11 protein-coding genes are annotated in these 17,007 nt (G+C 72.1%); 4 read left to right on the forward strand and 7 right to left on the reverse strand.

What is annotated here, in order from left to right; genetic code table 11:
• Positions 1-10 precede the first annotated feature (10 nt).
• Together KRR26_RS12330 and KRR26_RS12335 are read right to left on the reverse strand one after the other, a co-directional pair.
• Positions 11-3,832, reverse strand: a complete 3,822-nt coding sequence (locus KRR26_RS12330) for an AAA family ATPase (RefSeq protein ID WP_217079891.1) — start codon at positions 3,830-3,832, stop codon at positions 11-13.
• On the reverse strand, positions 3,829-5,073 hold the full coding sequence (locus tag KRR26_RS12335) for an exonuclease SbcCD subunit D C-terminal domain-containing protein (protein WP_120204875.1): 1,245 nt from the start codon (positions 5,071-5,073) through the stop codon (positions 3,829-3,831). Before KRR26_RS12335 ends, KRR26_RS12330 begins: the two co-directional genes overlap by 4 nt.
• Positions 5,074-5,307: 234 nt before the next feature.
• Between KRR26_RS12335 and KRR26_RS12340 the strand changes: the two genes are divergently transcribed.
• Entirely contained in the window at positions 5,308-5,895 is a 588-nt protein-coding gene (locus KRR26_RS12340) for a hypothetical protein (RefSeq protein WP_120204873.1), read from the forward strand.
• A gap of 109 nt (positions 5,896-6,004) precedes the next feature.
• Positions 6,005-6,661, forward strand: a complete 657-nt coding sequence (locus KRR26_RS12345) for a hypothetical protein (RefSeq protein WP_217079892.1) — start codon at positions 6,005-6,007, stop codon at positions 6,659-6,661.
• A gap of 36 nt (positions 6,662-6,697) precedes the next feature.
• On the opposite strand, the gene KRR26_RS12350 is transcribed toward KRR26_RS12345, so the two are convergent.
• Positions 6,698-7,738 carry a hypothetical protein gene (locus tag KRR26_RS12350; RefSeq protein WP_217079893.1) on the reverse strand — a complete coding sequence of 347 codons (1,041 nt, stop codon included), beginning with the start codon at positions 7,736-7,738 and terminating at the stop codon, positions 6,698-6,700.
• A gap of 32 nt (positions 7,739-7,770) precedes the next feature.
• Positions 7,771-10,473, reverse strand: a complete 2,703-nt coding sequence (locus KRR26_RS12355) for a PQQ-dependent sugar dehydrogenase (protein ID WP_120204869.1) — start codon at positions 10,471-10,473, stop codon at positions 7,771-7,773.
• Between the two features lie 186 nt (positions 10,474-10,659).
• Between KRR26_RS12355 and KRR26_RS12360 the strand changes: the two genes are divergently transcribed.
• Positions 10,660-12,477 carry an AsmA family protein gene (locus tag KRR26_RS12360; RefSeq protein ID WP_217079894.1) on the forward strand — a complete coding sequence of 606 codons (1,818 nt, stop codon included), beginning with the start codon at positions 10,660-10,662 and terminating at the stop codon, positions 12,475-12,477.
• Positions 12,478-12,625: 148 nt separating this feature from the next.
• Positions 12,626-13,630, forward strand: a complete 1,005-nt coding sequence (locus KRR26_RS12365) for a formylglycine-generating enzyme family protein (protein WP_217079895.1) — start codon at positions 12,626-12,628, stop codon at positions 13,628-13,630.
• 7 nt (positions 13,631-13,637) lie between these two features.
• On the opposite strand, the gene KRR26_RS12370 is transcribed toward KRR26_RS12365, so the two are convergent.
• The 3 genes from KRR26_RS12370 to KRR26_RS12380 form a co-directional block, all read right to left on the reverse strand.
• The gene (locus KRR26_RS12370; protein WP_120204863.1) at positions 13,638-14,891 is read right to left on the reverse strand and encodes a threonine/serine exporter family protein; all 1,254 of its coding nucleotides are present in this window, start codon (positions 14,889-14,891) and stop codon (positions 13,638-13,640) included.
• Between the two features lie 146 nt (positions 14,892-15,037).
• Positions 15,038-15,949 carry a symporter gene (locus tag KRR26_RS12375; RefSeq protein WP_120204861.1) on the reverse strand — a complete coding sequence of 304 codons (912 nt, stop codon included), beginning with the start codon at positions 15,947-15,949 and terminating at the stop codon, positions 15,038-15,040.
• On the reverse strand, positions 15,946-16,944 hold the full coding sequence (locus KRR26_RS12380) for an HAD family hydrolase (protein WP_217079896.1): 999 nt from the start codon (positions 16,942-16,944) through the stop codon (positions 15,946-15,948). The genes KRR26_RS12375 and KRR26_RS12380 overlap by 4 nt, the downstream gene beginning before the upstream one ends.
• Positions 16,945-17,007: the final 63 nt, after the last annotated feature.

Here is a 17,007-nt window from a genome sequence, read left to right on the forward strand (position 1 = left end):
GTCACGGCCGTCACGCCACCTGGACGCCCGCGAGCACCATCCCGGGCTCGCCCTCCACCACCAGCCGGCTGCGACCTCCGCCCTGCTTCACCACGCGCACCTGCACGCCCAGGCGCTCGGCCAGTCCGGACACGTGCGAGATGATGCCCACCTGCCGCCCCGTGGCCTGGAGCGCGTCGAGCGTGGCCAGCGCCACCTCCAGCGTCTCCGGATCCAACGTGCCGAAGCCCTCGTCGATGAAGAGCGTCTCCACCTGCGTCGTCTCCGACGAGAGCGAGGCCAGCCCCAGCGCGAGCGCCAGCGACACGAGGAAGCTCTCCCCGCCGGAGAGGCTGGCGACGCTGCGCACCTCGTCGCCCATGTCCTGGTCCACCACCTGGAGGTCCAGGTCGTGTCCCGGCACACGCATCAATCGATAGCGCCGCGCCAGCTCCGTCAGGTGCGCGTTGGCGTGCAGCAGGAGCGCATCCAACGTGAGGCTCTGCGCGAAGATCTTGAACTTGCGGCCATCGTGCGAACCGATGAGGTCGCTCAGGGCCTTCCAGACCTCGGCCTCGCCCCGGCGCTGCTCCAGCTCGCGCGCTTCCGCGCCGTGGCGCTCGCGGGCCGCATCGTCCTGCGTGAGGTGCGCGCGCAGGTCGGCCTCGGCGCGCCGCCGCGCCTCGGCATCCGCGCGCAGGCGCTCACCGGTGGCCGCCACGTCCGCCTCCTCCAACGCGGGAGCGCCCGTGGCCTCGTGCGCCATCCGCCGCGCGCGCCGCTCCTCCAGCACCGCGTGCGCCTGCCCTCGCGCCTCGCGCAACGCCTGGAGTGCCCGGCCCTCGGCCTCGCACCAGGCGGCGTCTCGCGACAGCAGGGCGCGGATTGCCTCCAGCGTGGTCCCCTGGCTCGTCAGCCGCGCCTCCAACTCGGCGCGGGCCGCGTCGAGGCTCTTCGCCGCGTCGGCCGTGGCGCGCACCGCGTCCTCCACGCGCGCCTGGGCCACCGTCTCCGCGTGGCGCGCGGACTCGGCGGCCTCACGGGCCCGGTCGTGCGCCTGTTGGGTCGTGTCCAGCCGGGTTCGCAGCGCCGCGCGCACGGACTCGGTCGAGCGCCCCTGGAGGAGCGCCGCGCGCGCTCGGGCCACCGCCGCGCGCTCCGCGTCCTTCGCCGCGGACACCCGGGCCTGCGCCTCGGCCTCGCCTCGTCGAGCCTCCACCCAAGCCTCGGCCTTGGCGTGCTGCCGCTGCTCCACGTCCAGCCGCTCCCGAGCCTGCTCCTGGGCCTCCACGCGTGAGCGCCACAACCCCACCCGTTCGCCACACTTGCGCCGGAAGGTGGCGGGATCCGCGGCCAGCTTGTCCGCCCAGCCCACGTCCGTGGGGAACAAGGGCGACAGCTCCTGGACGCCAACGCGCCGAGCCTCCACCGCGGCCTCCACGAGCTGAAGCGCCTCCTGCAAGGACTGCTCGATACGGGTCCGAAGTTCCTCGGCTTTGCGCAGGGCCTCCGCCGCGGCCTCGCGCCGGGTGCGCTGCGTCTCCAGCGCCTCGCGGGACTCGCGCGCGGCCCGGGCACGGCTCTCGGCCGCTTCTTCCTCGGCCTTCGCCGCGGCCAGCCGCGCCCGCACATCCTCCGTCATGGAGACCAGCCACGCGCCCGCCTCGGGAGAAGCGCCGTCCTCCGGCACCTGCGCCTCGCTCGGGCCGCGAGCGTCGTTAGACGGCCGTGCCTCCGCGGTGCCCGCACGGCTGTCGAGGGAGTCCGCTCGCGTGCGCGCCCACGCTTCGAGGTGCGACGACAGTCGCGCTGCCGCGGCACGACGCCGCTCCTCCGCGTGCGACAAGCGAGTGCTCGCCGCGGCTCGACGCGCGCCCGCGTCCGCCTCCGCGCGCTCCAACCCCGCGCGCTCGCCTTCGAGCGCCTCCACGCGCGCCGCGGACTCCGCGACCAGCCCCTCCAGCACCGCGCCCTCGCGGGCATAGGGATGCGCTGTCGCGCCGCACAGCTCGCACGGCTCACCGTCGCGCAGGGCGGCCCGGTGCGACGCGAAGCCCTGTGTGGCCTGGGCCCGTGCGAGCGCCCGCCGGGCCTCTCGAAGGGCCGCGTCCTGTTCTCCTCGCTGGGACGACGCATCGCGGGCCTCGGCGTCCGCTCGCGCCACGGCGGCCTTCGCGTCGTGGGCTTCCCGCTCCGCATCGCGCGTGGCATCGCCTTCGTCTCGGGCCCCACGGTGCGCGGTCTCCAGCGCCCGCAGCGCGTCGCGCCGAGCCAGCAAGGTCTCCCGCAAGGCTCGCCGGGCCGCGCCCGTGTCCTCCCCCACCGCCGCATCGGCGTGAGTGGCCGCGGCCTGCGCCATCTCCTCCGCGCGCGCCGCGGCCTGGTGCTCTTGCTCACGCTGCGCCACGGCCTCCCGCCGCCGGGTCACCTCGGGGAGCAGGCGCTCCACTTCCCCCCGTGCCCGGGCTTCGTTCGCCGCCTCCGCTTCGTAGCGCTCCAACTCGCGCTGCCACCGAGGCCACTCCGCCGCCAGCGCCTCCCAGGCCGCGCGGTCGGTCAGCCACGCCCGCGCCGTCTCCATCGCCATGCGCTCCGCCGCCACGCGGACTTGCACGGCATCCCATTCCTTTCGCGCCGCGGCCTCGGCCTCCCGTGTCGCCTCGGCCCGCTGAGTGGCTTCGGCCGCATCGCGCGCGGCCTGCGCCAGCCGCGCGTCCAGCCGCGTCGCCTCCTCCAGCTCCGGCCGCGCCGCCTCATCGGCCGCCACCGCCGCCGTGCGCTCCGCCTCCGCCTGGGTCAGCACCCGCCGACGCGCTCCGGACTCCTCGCGCGCGATGTCCACCTCGCGCGCGCGCGCGGCCTCTCCGCTGCGTGCGTCCTCGAGTCGGCGCTCCGCCACGTCGCCCGCCGTCACCACCGCGCGGAACGCCTCCGCCGCGCGCGCCCGCTCCAGCGCCTCCATCCGGGGCGCCGCCGCGTCCAACGCCGCCGCCGCGTCCGCCTCGTGGGTCCGAGCCGTCGCCTCCGCGCGCACCCACTCCGCGCGCGTCCCGTACCACGTCGCCGCCGCCTCGGCCTCGCGCAGCCGCGCCTCTGCGCCCACCCGCGCGAGTTCCTCCTCGCCCAGCCGTACGCGCGCGGCCTCGCGCTCCGCATCGGACAGCAGCGCGATGGCCGCCAGCCCCTGCGCGCGCTTCGCCAACGACTCCTGCTCCTGGCGGTTCTTCTCGTGCGCGGCCACGGAGACCCGGCTGTACACCTCCGTGCCCGTCATCCGCTCCAGCAGCTCCGCGCGCTCGGTGGCATCCGCGCGCAGGAAGGCCGCGAACTCGCCCTGCGCCAGCAGCGCCGAGCGACGGAACTGATCGAACGACAGCCCCAGCCGCTCTTGAATGGCCGCCAGCACCTCGCCCTTGGTGCGGCCGTGCTGCTGCCCACCGGCGAGCTCCGTGAGGCTCATCTCCTGCGGCCGGAAGCGGCCCTCGGCCTTGTTGCGCGCGCGCCACACGCTCCAGCGCGCCCGGTAGCGCTTGCCGTCGCGCCCCAGGAAATCCACCTCCGCGAAGCCCTCGCCCGCCCCGCGCCGCAGCACGCCGCGCACGTCGTACGCGAGCAGCCGCGCATCGTCCTCCTCATCCGCCCGGCCCACCGGCGCGCCACCACGGCCGGCCAGGCGGGGCGTGCGGTCGAACAACGCCAGGCACATGGCATCCAGCAGCGTGCTCTTGCCCGCGCCCGTCGCGCCCGTGATGGCGAACAAGCCCAACCGGTCGAGCGGCGGCGCATCCAACGCCAGCTCGAACTCCCCGGCGAAGCTCGTCAGGTTGCGCCCGCGAATCGCCAGGATTTTCATGACGCGTCCTCCTGCACCTGCGTCAGCAGCGTGTGGAAGGACTCCAGCAGCCCGCGCGATGGCGGCTCCGCGTAGTCACGCGCATGTCGCGCCCGGAACACGTCCTCGGGGGTGCGCTCACGCAAGGACAGCGTCGGCTGCGCGTCCGCCAGCGCACCGCCCACGCCCGTGTACGCGGGCGTCAGCTTCACCAGCCGCGCCGCACGCCCCTCCAGCGCGTGCTCCACCTTGTGCCGCAGCGCGGGCTCGGGCCGAGGCAGGGCCACACACACCTCCAGGTACGGCCGCGTCCACTCGGGCGCAGCCGCGGCCCACGCCGGCAATTCGGCCAGCGCCTGCAGCACCTCCTCCAGCGGCGCGGCGTCCCGAGCGGGCACGCGCAGCATCGACGTGGTCCGAGGCACCGGCAGCGACCGCACCTCACCGAGCGCCTCGCCCTCCAGGTCCACGCACAGCACCTGATGCCGGTAGTGGGCCTCCGAGAGCGACAGGGGCAGCGGCGATCCGCTGTAGCGAACCCCCTCGCGAGCGCCCACCCGCTGCGCCTTGTGCAAGTGGCCCAGCGCCGCGTAGGCCACGTCCGCGGGGAAGAGGTCCACCGGCAGCGCATGCTGGTTGCCGCCCAATATCTTCCGCTCGCTCATCACCGACAACTCCGAGCCCGTCATGTAGCAATGGCCCATGGCCACCAGCGCCTGCCCCGGCTGGCGTCGGTGCCTCGCGGCCTCCAGCACCTCCGCGTAGATGGCGCGCACCCCCGCCACCAAGCGGTCCCCCTCCTCGGAGGACACGGGCGGCAGGTCCGACGGCCTCAGGTACGGCACCGCCGCCACCCACGCGCCCACGCGCCCACGCGCGTCATGCAGGGGCACCAGCAACCGCTCCAGGTCCAGGGCCCCCTTGGCGCGAGGCAACCCACCCACCACGCGAACCCCCAGCGCGGCGAACAGCGGATCCGGCGCATCCAGCCGCGCCGCTGAATCATGATTGCCGCCCACCACCACCACATCCAGCCGAGGCCGGCGGCGGCGCGCCCGCGCCACGAACTGGTACCAGGCGGCCTGGGCCTCCGCGCTGGGGTTGGCCGTGTCGAAGATGTCCCCGGCCACGAGGAGCGCGTCGATGGACTCCGACTCCAGCGTGTCCAAGAGCCAGTCCAGGAACGCGGCGTGCTCCGCCTCGCGCGAGACGTCGTACAGCGTGTGTCCCAGGTGCCAGTCCGACGTGTGCAGCAGGCGCATCCCGCGTTCATCCTCCCTCGGCCCAGGCGCTGGCGCGGCCGGGCAGCCTCGCCCGGGGACGCCTCCCGCACCAAGCGCCGGGCGCCCGCTCCCTTACTCTCCCCCTCTGACATCCACCAAAAGCCTTGGAGTTTCCGGCCCTTGGACCCGCACCCGGCGTAACGAGTCCCCCGCCCCAGCCTCACGTGGCGAGGAGGCTGGCAAGCAACTGCCGAGAGTTGCCAGAGTTCCGGAATGGACTTCCAAGTCGTACTTGGCCTGCTCGTCATGTTGGCGGTCGTCGGCTTCACGATGATGCTCCAGGTGAGCCGCTACAAAGCGTGGTTCATGTTCGCGAAGGCGCACGACCTCCAGTGCGCGCGGGACGAGCTGCTCGTGGAGGGCCAGCGCCGCGGCCACGCCGTGAAGCTCTTCACCGAGAGTCGCCTCCTGGATGCGCGGCGACGCACCACCATCACGGTGCTGGAGCTCCAGCTGGGCAACGAGGCGCCCCAGGAGTTGGAGCTGCTCCCCCCTCACAGGGCCTGGAGCCTCAACGCCGAGCTCCGTGTCATCGGCCCGCCCTACCCGCTCGAGCCCCTGCTGCCCCAGCAGGAGCCGCACGTGCGCGAGGTCCTCGACCTCCCGGACGTGAAGGCGCCGCTGACGGCCGTGCTGCAGGCGTGCAGTGTCCTCGTCGTCCACCAAGGCGTGCTGCGCGTGGAGTGGGCATACGTGCACAGCAAGCCCGAGGCCATGCGCGCGGCGATTTCACCCGCCTTCGAGCTGGCCCGCGCCCTGGAAGAAGCGGCGTGGGAGCAGCGCATGCTGCGACGGGGCTGAGGCCCGCCCGCCTGGACGGTCGCCACGGCTCCTCTGGGAAGGAAAGTCGGCCCCACCCCCGAGCGCGAGGGTGGTCCCCCGACCCGCCTCCAGTGCAGAATGCGCCGCCATGTCCCCGGCGGTCCCCCTTCCGTTCGTCCTCCTCGCCTCCGCTCTGCTGCTGACGGCGCTCGTGTTCCTGACGCTGTGGCAGCGCCAGCGCATGCGCCGTTCGGCGTGGGAGTCCTTCGCGAAGGCCCACGGCCTGAGCTGCACGCCCACCCGCCTGGAGGTGCAGGGCCGCTACCAGGGCCGGCAGCTCCTGCTCGCCACCGCGCGGCGAACCCACGCACGCAGGCGCAAGGACACCGTCACCGTGCTCCGGCTGGACCTGGAGGGCGCCCTGCCTCCGGAGCTGTTGCTGGAGCACGAGCACCCCGAGGACAAGGCCCCCGGCGTCCCCGCCACCCGTGACGAAGTGCTGGGCGACACGGAGCTCGACGCCGCCTTCGTCGTGGAGAACCTGGCCCCCGAGGCCCGCCCCGTGCTCGCGGACGCGCGCGTGCGGGAGCGGCTGCTCGGCCTGCGCGGATACCGCCGCGCCAGCGTGAAGGGCGGCTGGCTCCAGGTGGAGCAGCGCGGCGTGCCCACCAACCTCCAGGCCGTGGAGGCCCTCGTCCGCAACCCTCACGAGCTGGCCCAGGCCGTCGTCGAGGCCGCCCACCACGCCGCCCAAGCCGTCCACGAGCTGGAGCCCGTGCGAGAGGAAGTCCGCGAGCACGCCTGAGCCCTCGGCGCGGCCTCCCACCTCGGGCCTTGCCGCTCAGCGGAGCGTGTCGCTCGACTCGCCGGCGCGCGGCGCCCCCAGGGTGGGCTCGGGACGCAGCCCCGGGGCCGGAGTCCCCGCCGTCGCGGGCATGCGCCGAGGAGGTCGCCAGCTCAACAGCAGCCGCACATACGGCGCGGGCCCCGTGTGGAGCGCGCCCAGGTCCAGCCGCTTGCGGTCGCGGTCCAGCAGCGCGAAGTCGTTCAGGAAGTCCAAGCCCACCGACGTGCCCAGCCAGACGTTGCCGCCCAGCCGGACGTTGGCCGTGGGCGCGAAGCGCAGGGACGTCTCGCGGACATAGACCGCTCCGAACCCCGCGGCCTGCTCCAGTTGCACATGGGACACCGATTGCTCGAACGCGCCGGTGAGTCCCAGCTCCAGGCCATCGCCCAACGTCCGCATCAGCGTGAGGCGCGGCACGCCCAGCTCCACCAGGTACGGCCCCTTGCGGTAGGTGAAGCCCACCATGGGGAAGATGGGCGTCCGGTCAAAGGGCCACAGCGCCACCAGGCCGAAGCTCAGCCGCATCCCCGGGTCGCCGCCAATCAGGTAGCTCGCCATGGCGTAGCCGGCCCATGACGTGTCCAGGGCTGGGTCGAACGCGCTGTGGAAGTCCGTGCGCGTGCTGCCCGTGACGCCGCCCATCACCATCCACCGCGGCGACAGCGGGCGAATCAGCGTGAGCCCCAGTTGAATGCGGTGGAAGCTCCGCGAGTGCGTGTCCCCGCTGCCCAGCTCCTGGCTCACGCCCAGCAGGTGCCCCTCGTAGCCCAGCGACGGCAGGAGGATGAGCTTCCCCAGGAAGGCCGCGGGCAACGGCAAGCGCAGCTCGAGCTGAGGACGCTCATCGATTCGCCAGCCGGTCGAGCCAATCGACGTGCCTCGCGACACGGTGTAGCCCAGGTAGGCGCGGTCCTCGGAACTCTGCGCACGCGCCGCGCTCGCCACCAGGAGCGCGACACATGCGGCGAGGACGCGGACCGGAGCGAAGCGCCCCATTCGCGCGGGGACGGCGACACCGAGCCCGGACACGACCATGTTGCCCCACTCCTTCAGGTGAGCCCGCGAGTCTACCTCGACCCCGGCTCGTGCGTCCGCCGCCGGCGCGCGAGCAGGGCCGACAGCGCCAGCCATGCGAGCGGCCCCACGGCGGTCGCGCCACAATCACAGCCGCTGTCGTCCGGAGGGGGAGGCTCGGGGTTGGTCCCCGCGTCCGCCGAGGACAGGGAGCAGTCACCCTCCCCCACGCACACCGTCACCTCCGCCGCGCCCGTCTGGCCCGCCGTGTCCTCGACCTCGAAGCGCACGCGGTGTCCACCCGGCGACAGGCCCGTGGTGTCCCAGCGGTTGTGCTCCCCCCCGAAGTGGAAGTGATTGCCCGCGTTGCGGTCCGTGTATTCCAGCCGCCCATCCACGGAGAAGCGCCCGCTGGGGCAGCCCACGTCGTCCACGCAGTCTCCGAAAAACTCGCCCATGGCGCCGGAGACGCGCTCGCCCTCGGTGGGACGCGTGAGCGAGGCGCGCGGCGGCGCGTCCACCGCGACCGTCAGCGTGAAGTCCTGCTGCGCATCCGGCGCCGTGCCGTTGGCCGCCTTCACCGACACGTTCACCGAACCCGCCGTCGTGGGCGTCCACGAGAGCACGCCCGTCGTCGCGTCCATCGTCATGCCCGGCACCGAGGACAGCAGCGAGTACTGCGCCGCGGGCCGCGCGCGAGCCTCCACGTCATAGACCAGCGGAGCGCCCACCACCGCGCGCGAAGGAGGCGTGGAGGTGAAGACAGGGGCCAGGGGCTCATCGTCCCGCTCCGTGGCGACGAGCGTGCGCGCATCCACGCCGGGAGCCGCCACCGTGAACGTGGCGACCCCGTCATCGGGGTCCGCGTCCTGCGCGGCCGTCACGGTGACCGTCTGGGGCACATTCCAAGTGGACGAAGTGAAGACCAGCGGCGTGGTGTTCGTGACGGCGAGGTCCACGTCTCCGGCGGTCCGCGCGACATTCACGCGAATGGTCGTCCCCACCGCGGGCGCCTGAGACAGCGCGACCGTGAAGGTGGCCGAGCCGCCCTCCGGCACGTCGAGCGAGGCCGTGGAGAGCACCAGCCGAGGACCGTTGTTGTCGATGGTGGTGGCGGTCACCACCTCGGGCTCCAGGCCCGCGGCGGACACCGTGAATGACGCCGTGTCCGCGGTCGTGTCCGCGTCCACCGCCGCCTCCAACCGCACCTCGTGGGGCACGTTCCAGTTGGCCGCCGTGAAGGTGAACGACGACGCGCCCACCACGGACACGTCCGAGTCCCCCGCCGTGCGCGCCACCGACACGGAGACCTCCGCGACGGGCGCCTGCGCCAGCTGCACGGTGAAGGAGGCCATGCCGCCCTCCACCACGCGAAGGTTCAGCCCGGACACCACCAGCCGCTGGCCCGGAGTCTGGGGCGCGATTCGATGCAGCGTCCCGCCCACGTAGCTCATGCCATACAGCGCGCCATCCGGCCCCACGCTCAGGTCCACGGAGCTGCTGAACCCAGTGCCCCAGCCGTCCACTTGAGACACCGAGTTGTCGCTCGCCAGCCGCACGCGCGTGAGCTGCCCGGAGTTGTAGTCACCGAAGAGGAAGTTGCCGCGGTAGTCCGCCGGGAAGAGCGTGGCGTCGTAGAACGTGCCGCCGGTGATGGAGCCCCCCAGGCTGTCCGTCGTCGCCGTGCCCCCGCCGCTCGTCGCGTCCGCGCCCGGCTGAATGACCTCGAAGGCCGTGTCGCTCACCAGGCGCGACACGTAGAACGTGCCGTTGAAGCTCGCGTTCGCCACGCCCGCGATGACGAGCTTCTCGCCCTTTCGGAACAGATGCTTCGCGGTGGTGGTGAACGTGGCCACGCCCGAGGTCCGCGATGCGCCCGTGGCCGTCACGTCGCGCGTGTCGAAGCCGTTGGTGCGGTACTTCACGACGGGCGTGATGTAGCCGGCGGGCTGGTTGTTCTCGTAGTCGTTGTAGCCCGCGTGGTCGCCTCGCCGGACCACGAAGATCTGCTCGTAGCCGTCGCCCACGGTGTTGATCCACAGCAGGCCGGTGTTGGGCTGGAACGTGAAGGTGAACGGATTGCGCAGGCCGCGAGCCCAGATGTACTCGTTGTTGGGCCCGACCCCGTCAAAGAAGGGGTTGTCGTTGACGGGCGTGCCGTCCAGGTTGGCGCGCCCCACCTTCGCCGCCAGCGACGTCAGGTCCGCATCCACGCCCGAGCCATTGCCGTTGTCTCCAATGGACCAGTACAGCTTGCCGTCCGGACCCAAGCCCAGGCCGCCACCGTCATGGTTGACGCCTCGCGTGGGCAGCCCCACCACCACTTCGGTGCGCGCCGTGCCGACGCTGCCTGTGTCCGTGTAGCGGACGATGCGCTGCTCCGCCGCGGAGACCGTCACGAAGAAGTACACGTAGCGGTTCACGACGTAGTTCGGATCGAACGCCATGCCGATGAGTCCGCACTCGCTGTTCGTGAAGACATTCGGCTCTCTTGCGAACTCCTCCGACAGCGGCGCGGTGGGCTTGCCCGGCTGCGCGACGAAGGCGCCCTTCTCCAGCCGCACCACGCGCACCGCGCCCGTCTTCAGCGGGATGAACAGCCGTCCCGAGCCATCGGGCGCCCAGGCCATCCCCGTGGCGGGTCCCAAGTCAGCCGAACTGTAGACCGTGTCCGTGAACCCGGTGGGCACCGTGGCCGCCCCCGCGGAGGTTGTCAGCAACCAGACCCAGAGTCCTGGCAGGAAGAGCGTGCGCATGCCCGCACGCTAGGGCGATTGCCGTTCACCGCGCGAGCCGTCCCCCCGCCCCTGTCGACACTTGGCGACTCGCGCTACAGGCCAGGCGGCATAGCCACAGCGACAGCCGAATCCGTCGGGCCACCAGGCCCTGTGCCCTCGCTCGGGATGCCGTCTTCGCGCGCCGTGCCTATCTGGGCCAGCAGGATGTCCACCCGTGGCGCCACGCCCTCGCAGCCCGCCACTCCGCCTCGACGGCGGCGACGCGCGGTCCGCGCCCTGGGCTTCGGAGTCGTGGCGCTCCTCGTGTTCGAGGGGGTGCTCAACCTCGTGCTCAACCTCGGCGTCATCCCCCACATCGTCCACCGCGCCACGTCCCGGACCTACCTGGGCTGGAGTCGAGCGTGGTGGCTCTGGCCCGCGCCCGTGCACGTCCAGGACTTCTTCCTGGAGCAGCACGACAACGACGCGCAGTGGCGCGTGGACGTCGAGCGAAGCGAGGCCCGGCTGTCGCTCACCTCGTTCCTGCACCGCCGCGTGGACCTCGGCTTCCTGCACGCCTGGGGCGTGCGCGTGCGAGTCCGCCCCATTCCTCCTCTGGAGCGCGCCGTGCCGGGGCCTCCGTCCGCGCACCCTTGGAGCGTGTCGCTGCGGGGCCTGGAGATTCGCGACGGGCGCGAGGTGGATTGGGGCCACGGGCGCTACATCGGCCCGTGGGAAGCGGATGGCGCGGTGACCCTCGTGGGCGGGGAGCGCGTGTCGGTGAGCGCCTCGCGCATCGAGCTGTCCCAGGGGGCCGTGGAGCTGGGCCAGCGCCGCGCCGCGAACGTCGACTCGATGCTCGCGGACCTCACGCTGGATGTCCCCAAGAAGGGGCCCGGTGCGGGCGACGCGCTGGGCGGGTTGAGCGGACGCGCGCGACTGAAGGCGGAGCTGCTGCCACTCGACTGGCTGGGCCCCCTGCTGGCCCATCGCGAGGCCCTCGTCCTCGACGAGGGCGCGGGCCACGTGGAGGCCGACGTGCGGTGGACGAGGGGCCGCCTCGCGCCAGACAGCCGCGTGGAGGCGCAGGGCGAACCCTTGACGCTGCGGCTCGGACCGCTGCGCGTGCGCACGCCATGGCATGCGCGCGGCACCGTGACGGCTCAGGGCGAGGGCACGCGGGAGTGGCTGCGGTTCGACTTCGCGCCCGTGCTCGTGGGCGGGTACGTGGGCCAGTTGATGGAGCTGCCCGAGGTGGCCCTCACCTTCCAGGCCGAGCCACGCCCCGGCGAGCGACATCCCACGTACCAGCGAGACCTGACCGTCGCGCCCAGCCGCCCCATGGACCTGCGCACGCTCAACCACTGGACGGGCCACACGTTCCGGGTGGACTCGGGGACGGCCGTCCTGAAGGCCCGCGCGCAGTTCGAGTCCGCGCAGGACACCGGGGACCTGCACCTGTCGCTGGGCTCGGATTTGATCAACGCCCAGTCAGGCAGCGTGCGCATGTTGGGACGCGCGCGCGCGAGCATCGCCTCGCATCGGCTGGCGCTGCGCGAGCATGAGGTCGGCTTGGACGGCACCACGCTCGAGCTCACGCAAGTCTCCGCCGACTTTCCCCACAAGCAGGTGCGCGGCTGGGAGGGCACGTTCTCGTTTCCGCATGCCCTGCTGGCGCTGTCCCCTCCCTCTCTGGACGCGCGCTTCAGTGGCCAGTTCGCCAACGCCGACCCCTTCGTCGCGCTGCTGACGCGCAAGCTGGGCCTGCCGCGCTTCCTGGCGCCGTTGCTGGACGCGCGCGACCTGCGCGTGTCGGGGCGCGTGTGGATGGGAGACGCGGGCATGCGGGTGCGCGAGCTCCACGCCACGGGCTCGGGGCTGAAGTTGGAGGCGAGCCTGGACGTGCGCCGAGATGACCTCCGAGCCCGGGTGCTCGCCACCGTGAAGGGCATCACCGGTTGCGTGGAGGTGACGCCCGAGGGAACGCACCTTCACCTGGGCGATGCCCGTCGCCACTGCGAGCCGCTCGATGCTCCGCCATGAGACTCGCGGCTCGCCCTCGGGACGGAGCCTCGCATCCACTGCGCTCCGGACACCCCGACGCGAGGGCGGGTGTCCTTGGTCCGCCGGTCCACCAGATTCCTTGCGCGGCGGCCCTGCGTCGCGACTCGACCACCACGAGTGAGGACCGATGAGCCAGCTTGCCCATGAGCCCCGCGCATCCCCCACGGAAGAGGAGTCTGCCCCTGGCGAGGCCCCCTTCGCGGACATGGTGTGGATTCCCGGACGGACGTTCTGGATGGGCTCGGACCAGCACTATCCCGAGGAGGCGCCCGCGCACCGCGTGACGACCTCGGGCTTCTGGATGGACCGCTTCACGGTGACCAACGCGGACTTCGCGCGCTTCGTGGAGGCCACCGGCTACGTCACCGTGGCTGAGCGCCCGCTCAACCCCGCGGACTATCCCGGCGCGGTGGCCGAGCTGCTCGTGCCGGGCTCGCTCGTGTTCCGCAAGACGAGCGGCCGGGTGGACCTGCGGGACTTGTCGCGCTGGTGGGCCTACGTGCCCGGCGCGAGCTGGAAGCAACCGGAGGGGCAGGGCTCCTCGGTGAGCACGCGCGCGCGACATCCCGTGGTGCACGTGGCCTACGAAGACGTGGCGGCCTATGCCCAGTGGGCCGGCAAGGTCCTGCCCACCGAGGCCGAGTGGGAGCTGGCCGCGCGCGGGGGCCTGGACCGCCAGGAGTTCTGCTGGGGCAACGAGTTCACGCCAGGAGGTCACCACCTGGCCAACACCTGGCAAGGGGAGTTCCCCTGGCAGAACCTCGCCCAGGACGGCCACGAGGGCACCTGTCCCGTGGGCAGCTTTCCTTCCAACGGCCACGGCCTTCACGAGATGGCCGGCAACGTCTGGGAATGGACCTCGGACTGGTACCGCGCGCGCCACGCCGAAGGCCACCGAGGCAAGGCCTGCTGCATCCCCGTCAATCCGCGCGGCCCGTCCACGCCGGATGACAGCTTCGATGCGCATCTGCCCGCCGTGCGCATCCCGCGCCGCGTGCTCAAGGGCGGCAGCTTCCTGTGCGCGCCCAACTACTGCCGACGCTACCGCCCAGCCGCGCGCTCGCCGCAGCCCGTGGACAGCGGCGCCAGCCACATCGGGTTTCGCTGCATCGTGCGCCCGACTCGCGCCTGAACCCTCCCTACGGATCCGGCTCCACGACGGGAACCGGGGGCCGCGCGAGCAGCGCCGCGAAGATGAGCCCCATCACGATTTGCAGCGCCACCAGCAGCACGTTGAAGAGGCGTGCGTCCGTGTTGGCGCCCACGCCCAGCAACGCCAGGATGGCCTGGGTCCCCATGAAGCCAGGGGCGAGCTGCAACAGCCCCGGCATGATGACGGTGTTGGGCATGCAGCCGGGGCGGCGCCCATACCAGAGGCCCGCCACGCCGAGCACGAACGAGGACACGAGCGGGCTGCCTCGGTCCCCCAGCACGGCCTTGGTCAGCTCCTGCGTCCCGTAGGCGAGCAGCACGGCCGCGACAATGGGCACCACGTCCCGAGCGCGCGCGGACATGCACACCGCCAGCGCCAGCCCGCCCACCGCCACGATGGCGAGCGCGAGCGGGTGCGGCAGGGCATGCGCGGAGGAGTACAGCGGCAGGGGCGCGACCAGCCCCCACGCCGTGCCCGCCGCCGCGATTCCCACGCCCATCATCACGAAGCGCAGCAAGCCATACAGCAGGCGCGGCGTGCCGGCCTCGACCGACTCCGTCACCAACTCCAGTGAGCCGAGCGTCACCACCATGGCGGGCACCAACAGCGTGATGCCGCCGAACAAGGCGCGGGCCGCGTCGAAGGGTGGCAGCACCCACGTCAGGAGGAACGCCACCAGCGTGCCCAGGAACGCGCCGAGGAAGCTCTTCTGGAGGTCCAGCTGCTGCGAGCGCAGCGTGCCGAAGTGGATGGCGCCCGCGAGCACGCCCACCACGAAGGCCGCGGCCAGCTCCAGCCAGGCCCCGCCCACGCGCACGGCGACGGCCGCCCCATAGACGCCATAGGCCAGGTAGACGAGCCACCCGGGATGGACGGGCGGAGAGGCCATGATGCGCTTCAAGTCCGCGTGCGCCTCGGGGACGCGCTTGCGCCCCGCGGCGATGTCGTCGCACAGCCCGAGCACCGCCGAGGCGCGCGTCAGGTTCCAGTGCGGATTGAAGGGCAGGCGATCCAACTCCACCGCGCGACGCTCCAACCCAGACACCACCTCCAGAATCGCGACGCTCTGGAGCGTGAACAATTCGACTTGGAGACCCCACGCGCGCGCGACCTGCTTGACCCGCGCCTCCACCAAGGACGCCGCTTGATAGGACACGTGGAGGGCCCGGACCAGGTCGCACAGGAAGGAGACGGTCGCCTCGTCATCGGACGAGCCCTGCGACTCCCGAGTGTCCGCCATCGTCGTCTCTCTCGCGCATGGCCGCGCGGGGTCGCGCGGTGGACCGCGACGTCGAGCGGTCAGGAGCAAGACCTTGGCGATGGACATGGGCCGGAGACAGTCGCCCTCCGGTGCGGTGCGACGTCCGCGCGCGGGCGTCCTCGGGCTCAGATGCCCACGGGCCGAGGACCGTGCGGATCCGACGGTGTGCGCTCCTGGCCATTCGAGCCCGCCTCGCGGCGCCGCTTGTTCCAGACTTGATACGGCACGAGCGCGAGCGTCCGGATGATGAGGTAGATGCCGATGACGCCCAGCATCCGCTGCATGGGGTACGTGGTCCCCGCCGCGCACATCGCGAGCGCCGGGTTCCCGTACACCGCCGAGATGCCCAGCGTCACCCGGTCCGGGTCGCGAGGCCCCCCGAAGAAGTGCCCCATGAACGCCGAGCCCAGCGTCACGAACAGCATGGCGACCACCCCCCAGACCTGGAGGTGCTTGAGCATCGGGATGCCGGCAATGATGAGCAACACGGCGGCGCAAGAGAGGGTGACCTTGAAGAACACCGCCACGGGCTTCTGTAGCCGCTGCGCGAACGGAGGGTCCCAGCGCTGGAGCGCCAGTCCCACGATGAACGACACCAAGAAGGGCAGCAGCGCCTTGCCAATGAGCACGCGGAACGGCGGCGACTCGATGGCCCCCGGAAACAGCCGCCCGAGCAACGCCAGCGACAGCGGCAGCAACACGATGGCCGCCAGCGTCAGCGTGATGGAGAGCGCCAGCCCCAGCGGCATGTTGCCCTTCTGCCGCGCGATGGTGGGCAACGCCATGGGCAGGCCCGGACAGAACGCCATCAGCGCGATGACGCCCCCAGCCATCGGATGCAGGGGAAACACCCGCGTGACGAGCAGGGCCCACACCGGCACCCACACCAGACAGACGAACATGCCTCGTACATAGACCGGCTGCTGGATGCCCTTTCCCAGGTCATTCAGGCGCCACGCCAGCCCCTGCTCCAGGCCCATGGCCACGATGAAACCGGGCATCAGGAGCAACCCCACCCAGTGCGCGAGCTCCTTCACGGCATCCCCCCGAAGACGGTCTTCCAATCCGAGCGCATGCTCACCACCGTCCACCCACCCTCGCGCGCGGCGCGCAGCGAGGCCCCGTCCTTCTCCGCGTAGGCGAACTCGCGCGCGGCATCGTCGTGGTTGATGAGGAGTTGGAACGCGGGCCCCGGGCCCTGCTGCGTCGAGCGCAGCATCGCGATGTCCCCCCCATTGCGGACGTTGCCCGCCACGAAGATGGGCCGCTTGCCGATGTGCAGGTCGTTGCCCACCGGCTTGCCTTCCTTGTCGTTCACGTGGTCCACGCGCGGCTCGCGCCACAGCACCTCCTGGCCATCGCGCCGCTCGAACTTCTCCACCACGCTGCTGCCAATGACCTGCTGCGGTGGAATCCCATACAACTGCTCGGCGAACACGCGCACGAAGTCGATGCCGCCCCCCGTGCTGATCCACGTCTGGAACCCATGGGCGCGCAAGAACGTCAGCAGCTCCCGCATGGGCTGATAGCCGAGCTGCGTGTACGGCACGCCCAGCTTGGGGTGGCGCGCGGTGCGCAGGAAGTCCCGCACCTCGTCCACGAACTGCGCCTGCGTCAGGTTCGAGTGCGTGGCCGCGAGCAGCTCCATCAGCTCCGCCTCGCTCGCCTCCATGAGCGTGGCGGCGTCGCCTTCGAGCACCGCTTTGTAGGGCTGCTGGTGGCGCAGGGACGGGTCCTTCGCCACCAACTCCCGCACCCGCGCCACGAGGAAGGCGCCCTGCACGAGGGGCTTCTCCTGCCAGAGCGTGCCGTCGTTGTCGAAGACGGCGATGCGGTCCGCCACCGGCACGAAGTCCGGGCCGCCCTCCTTCGTCACGCGGGCCACGAAGTCGAGGATGGATTGCTTCGCGGGCCCCTCGTTCCACGAGGGCAATGGGTCCGTCCGCGCGAGCACCGCGAGAGGCCCCCCTGCCATCAGCATCACCGCCAGCACCTTCGCGTGACGAATCCATCCCTGCCGGAGCCCGACCATCGCTGCCTCCGCCGCCCGCCTGGCCTGGATGCGGCGTCCTCCGAGCGGCTGTCCCTCAATCTG

Origin of the sequence: Citreicoccus inhibens, assembly GCF_019039035.1 — a bacterium.
Taxonomy (GTDB): domain Bacteria; phylum Myxococcota; class Myxococcia; order Myxococcales; family Myxococcaceae; genus Citreicoccus; species Citreicoccus inhibens.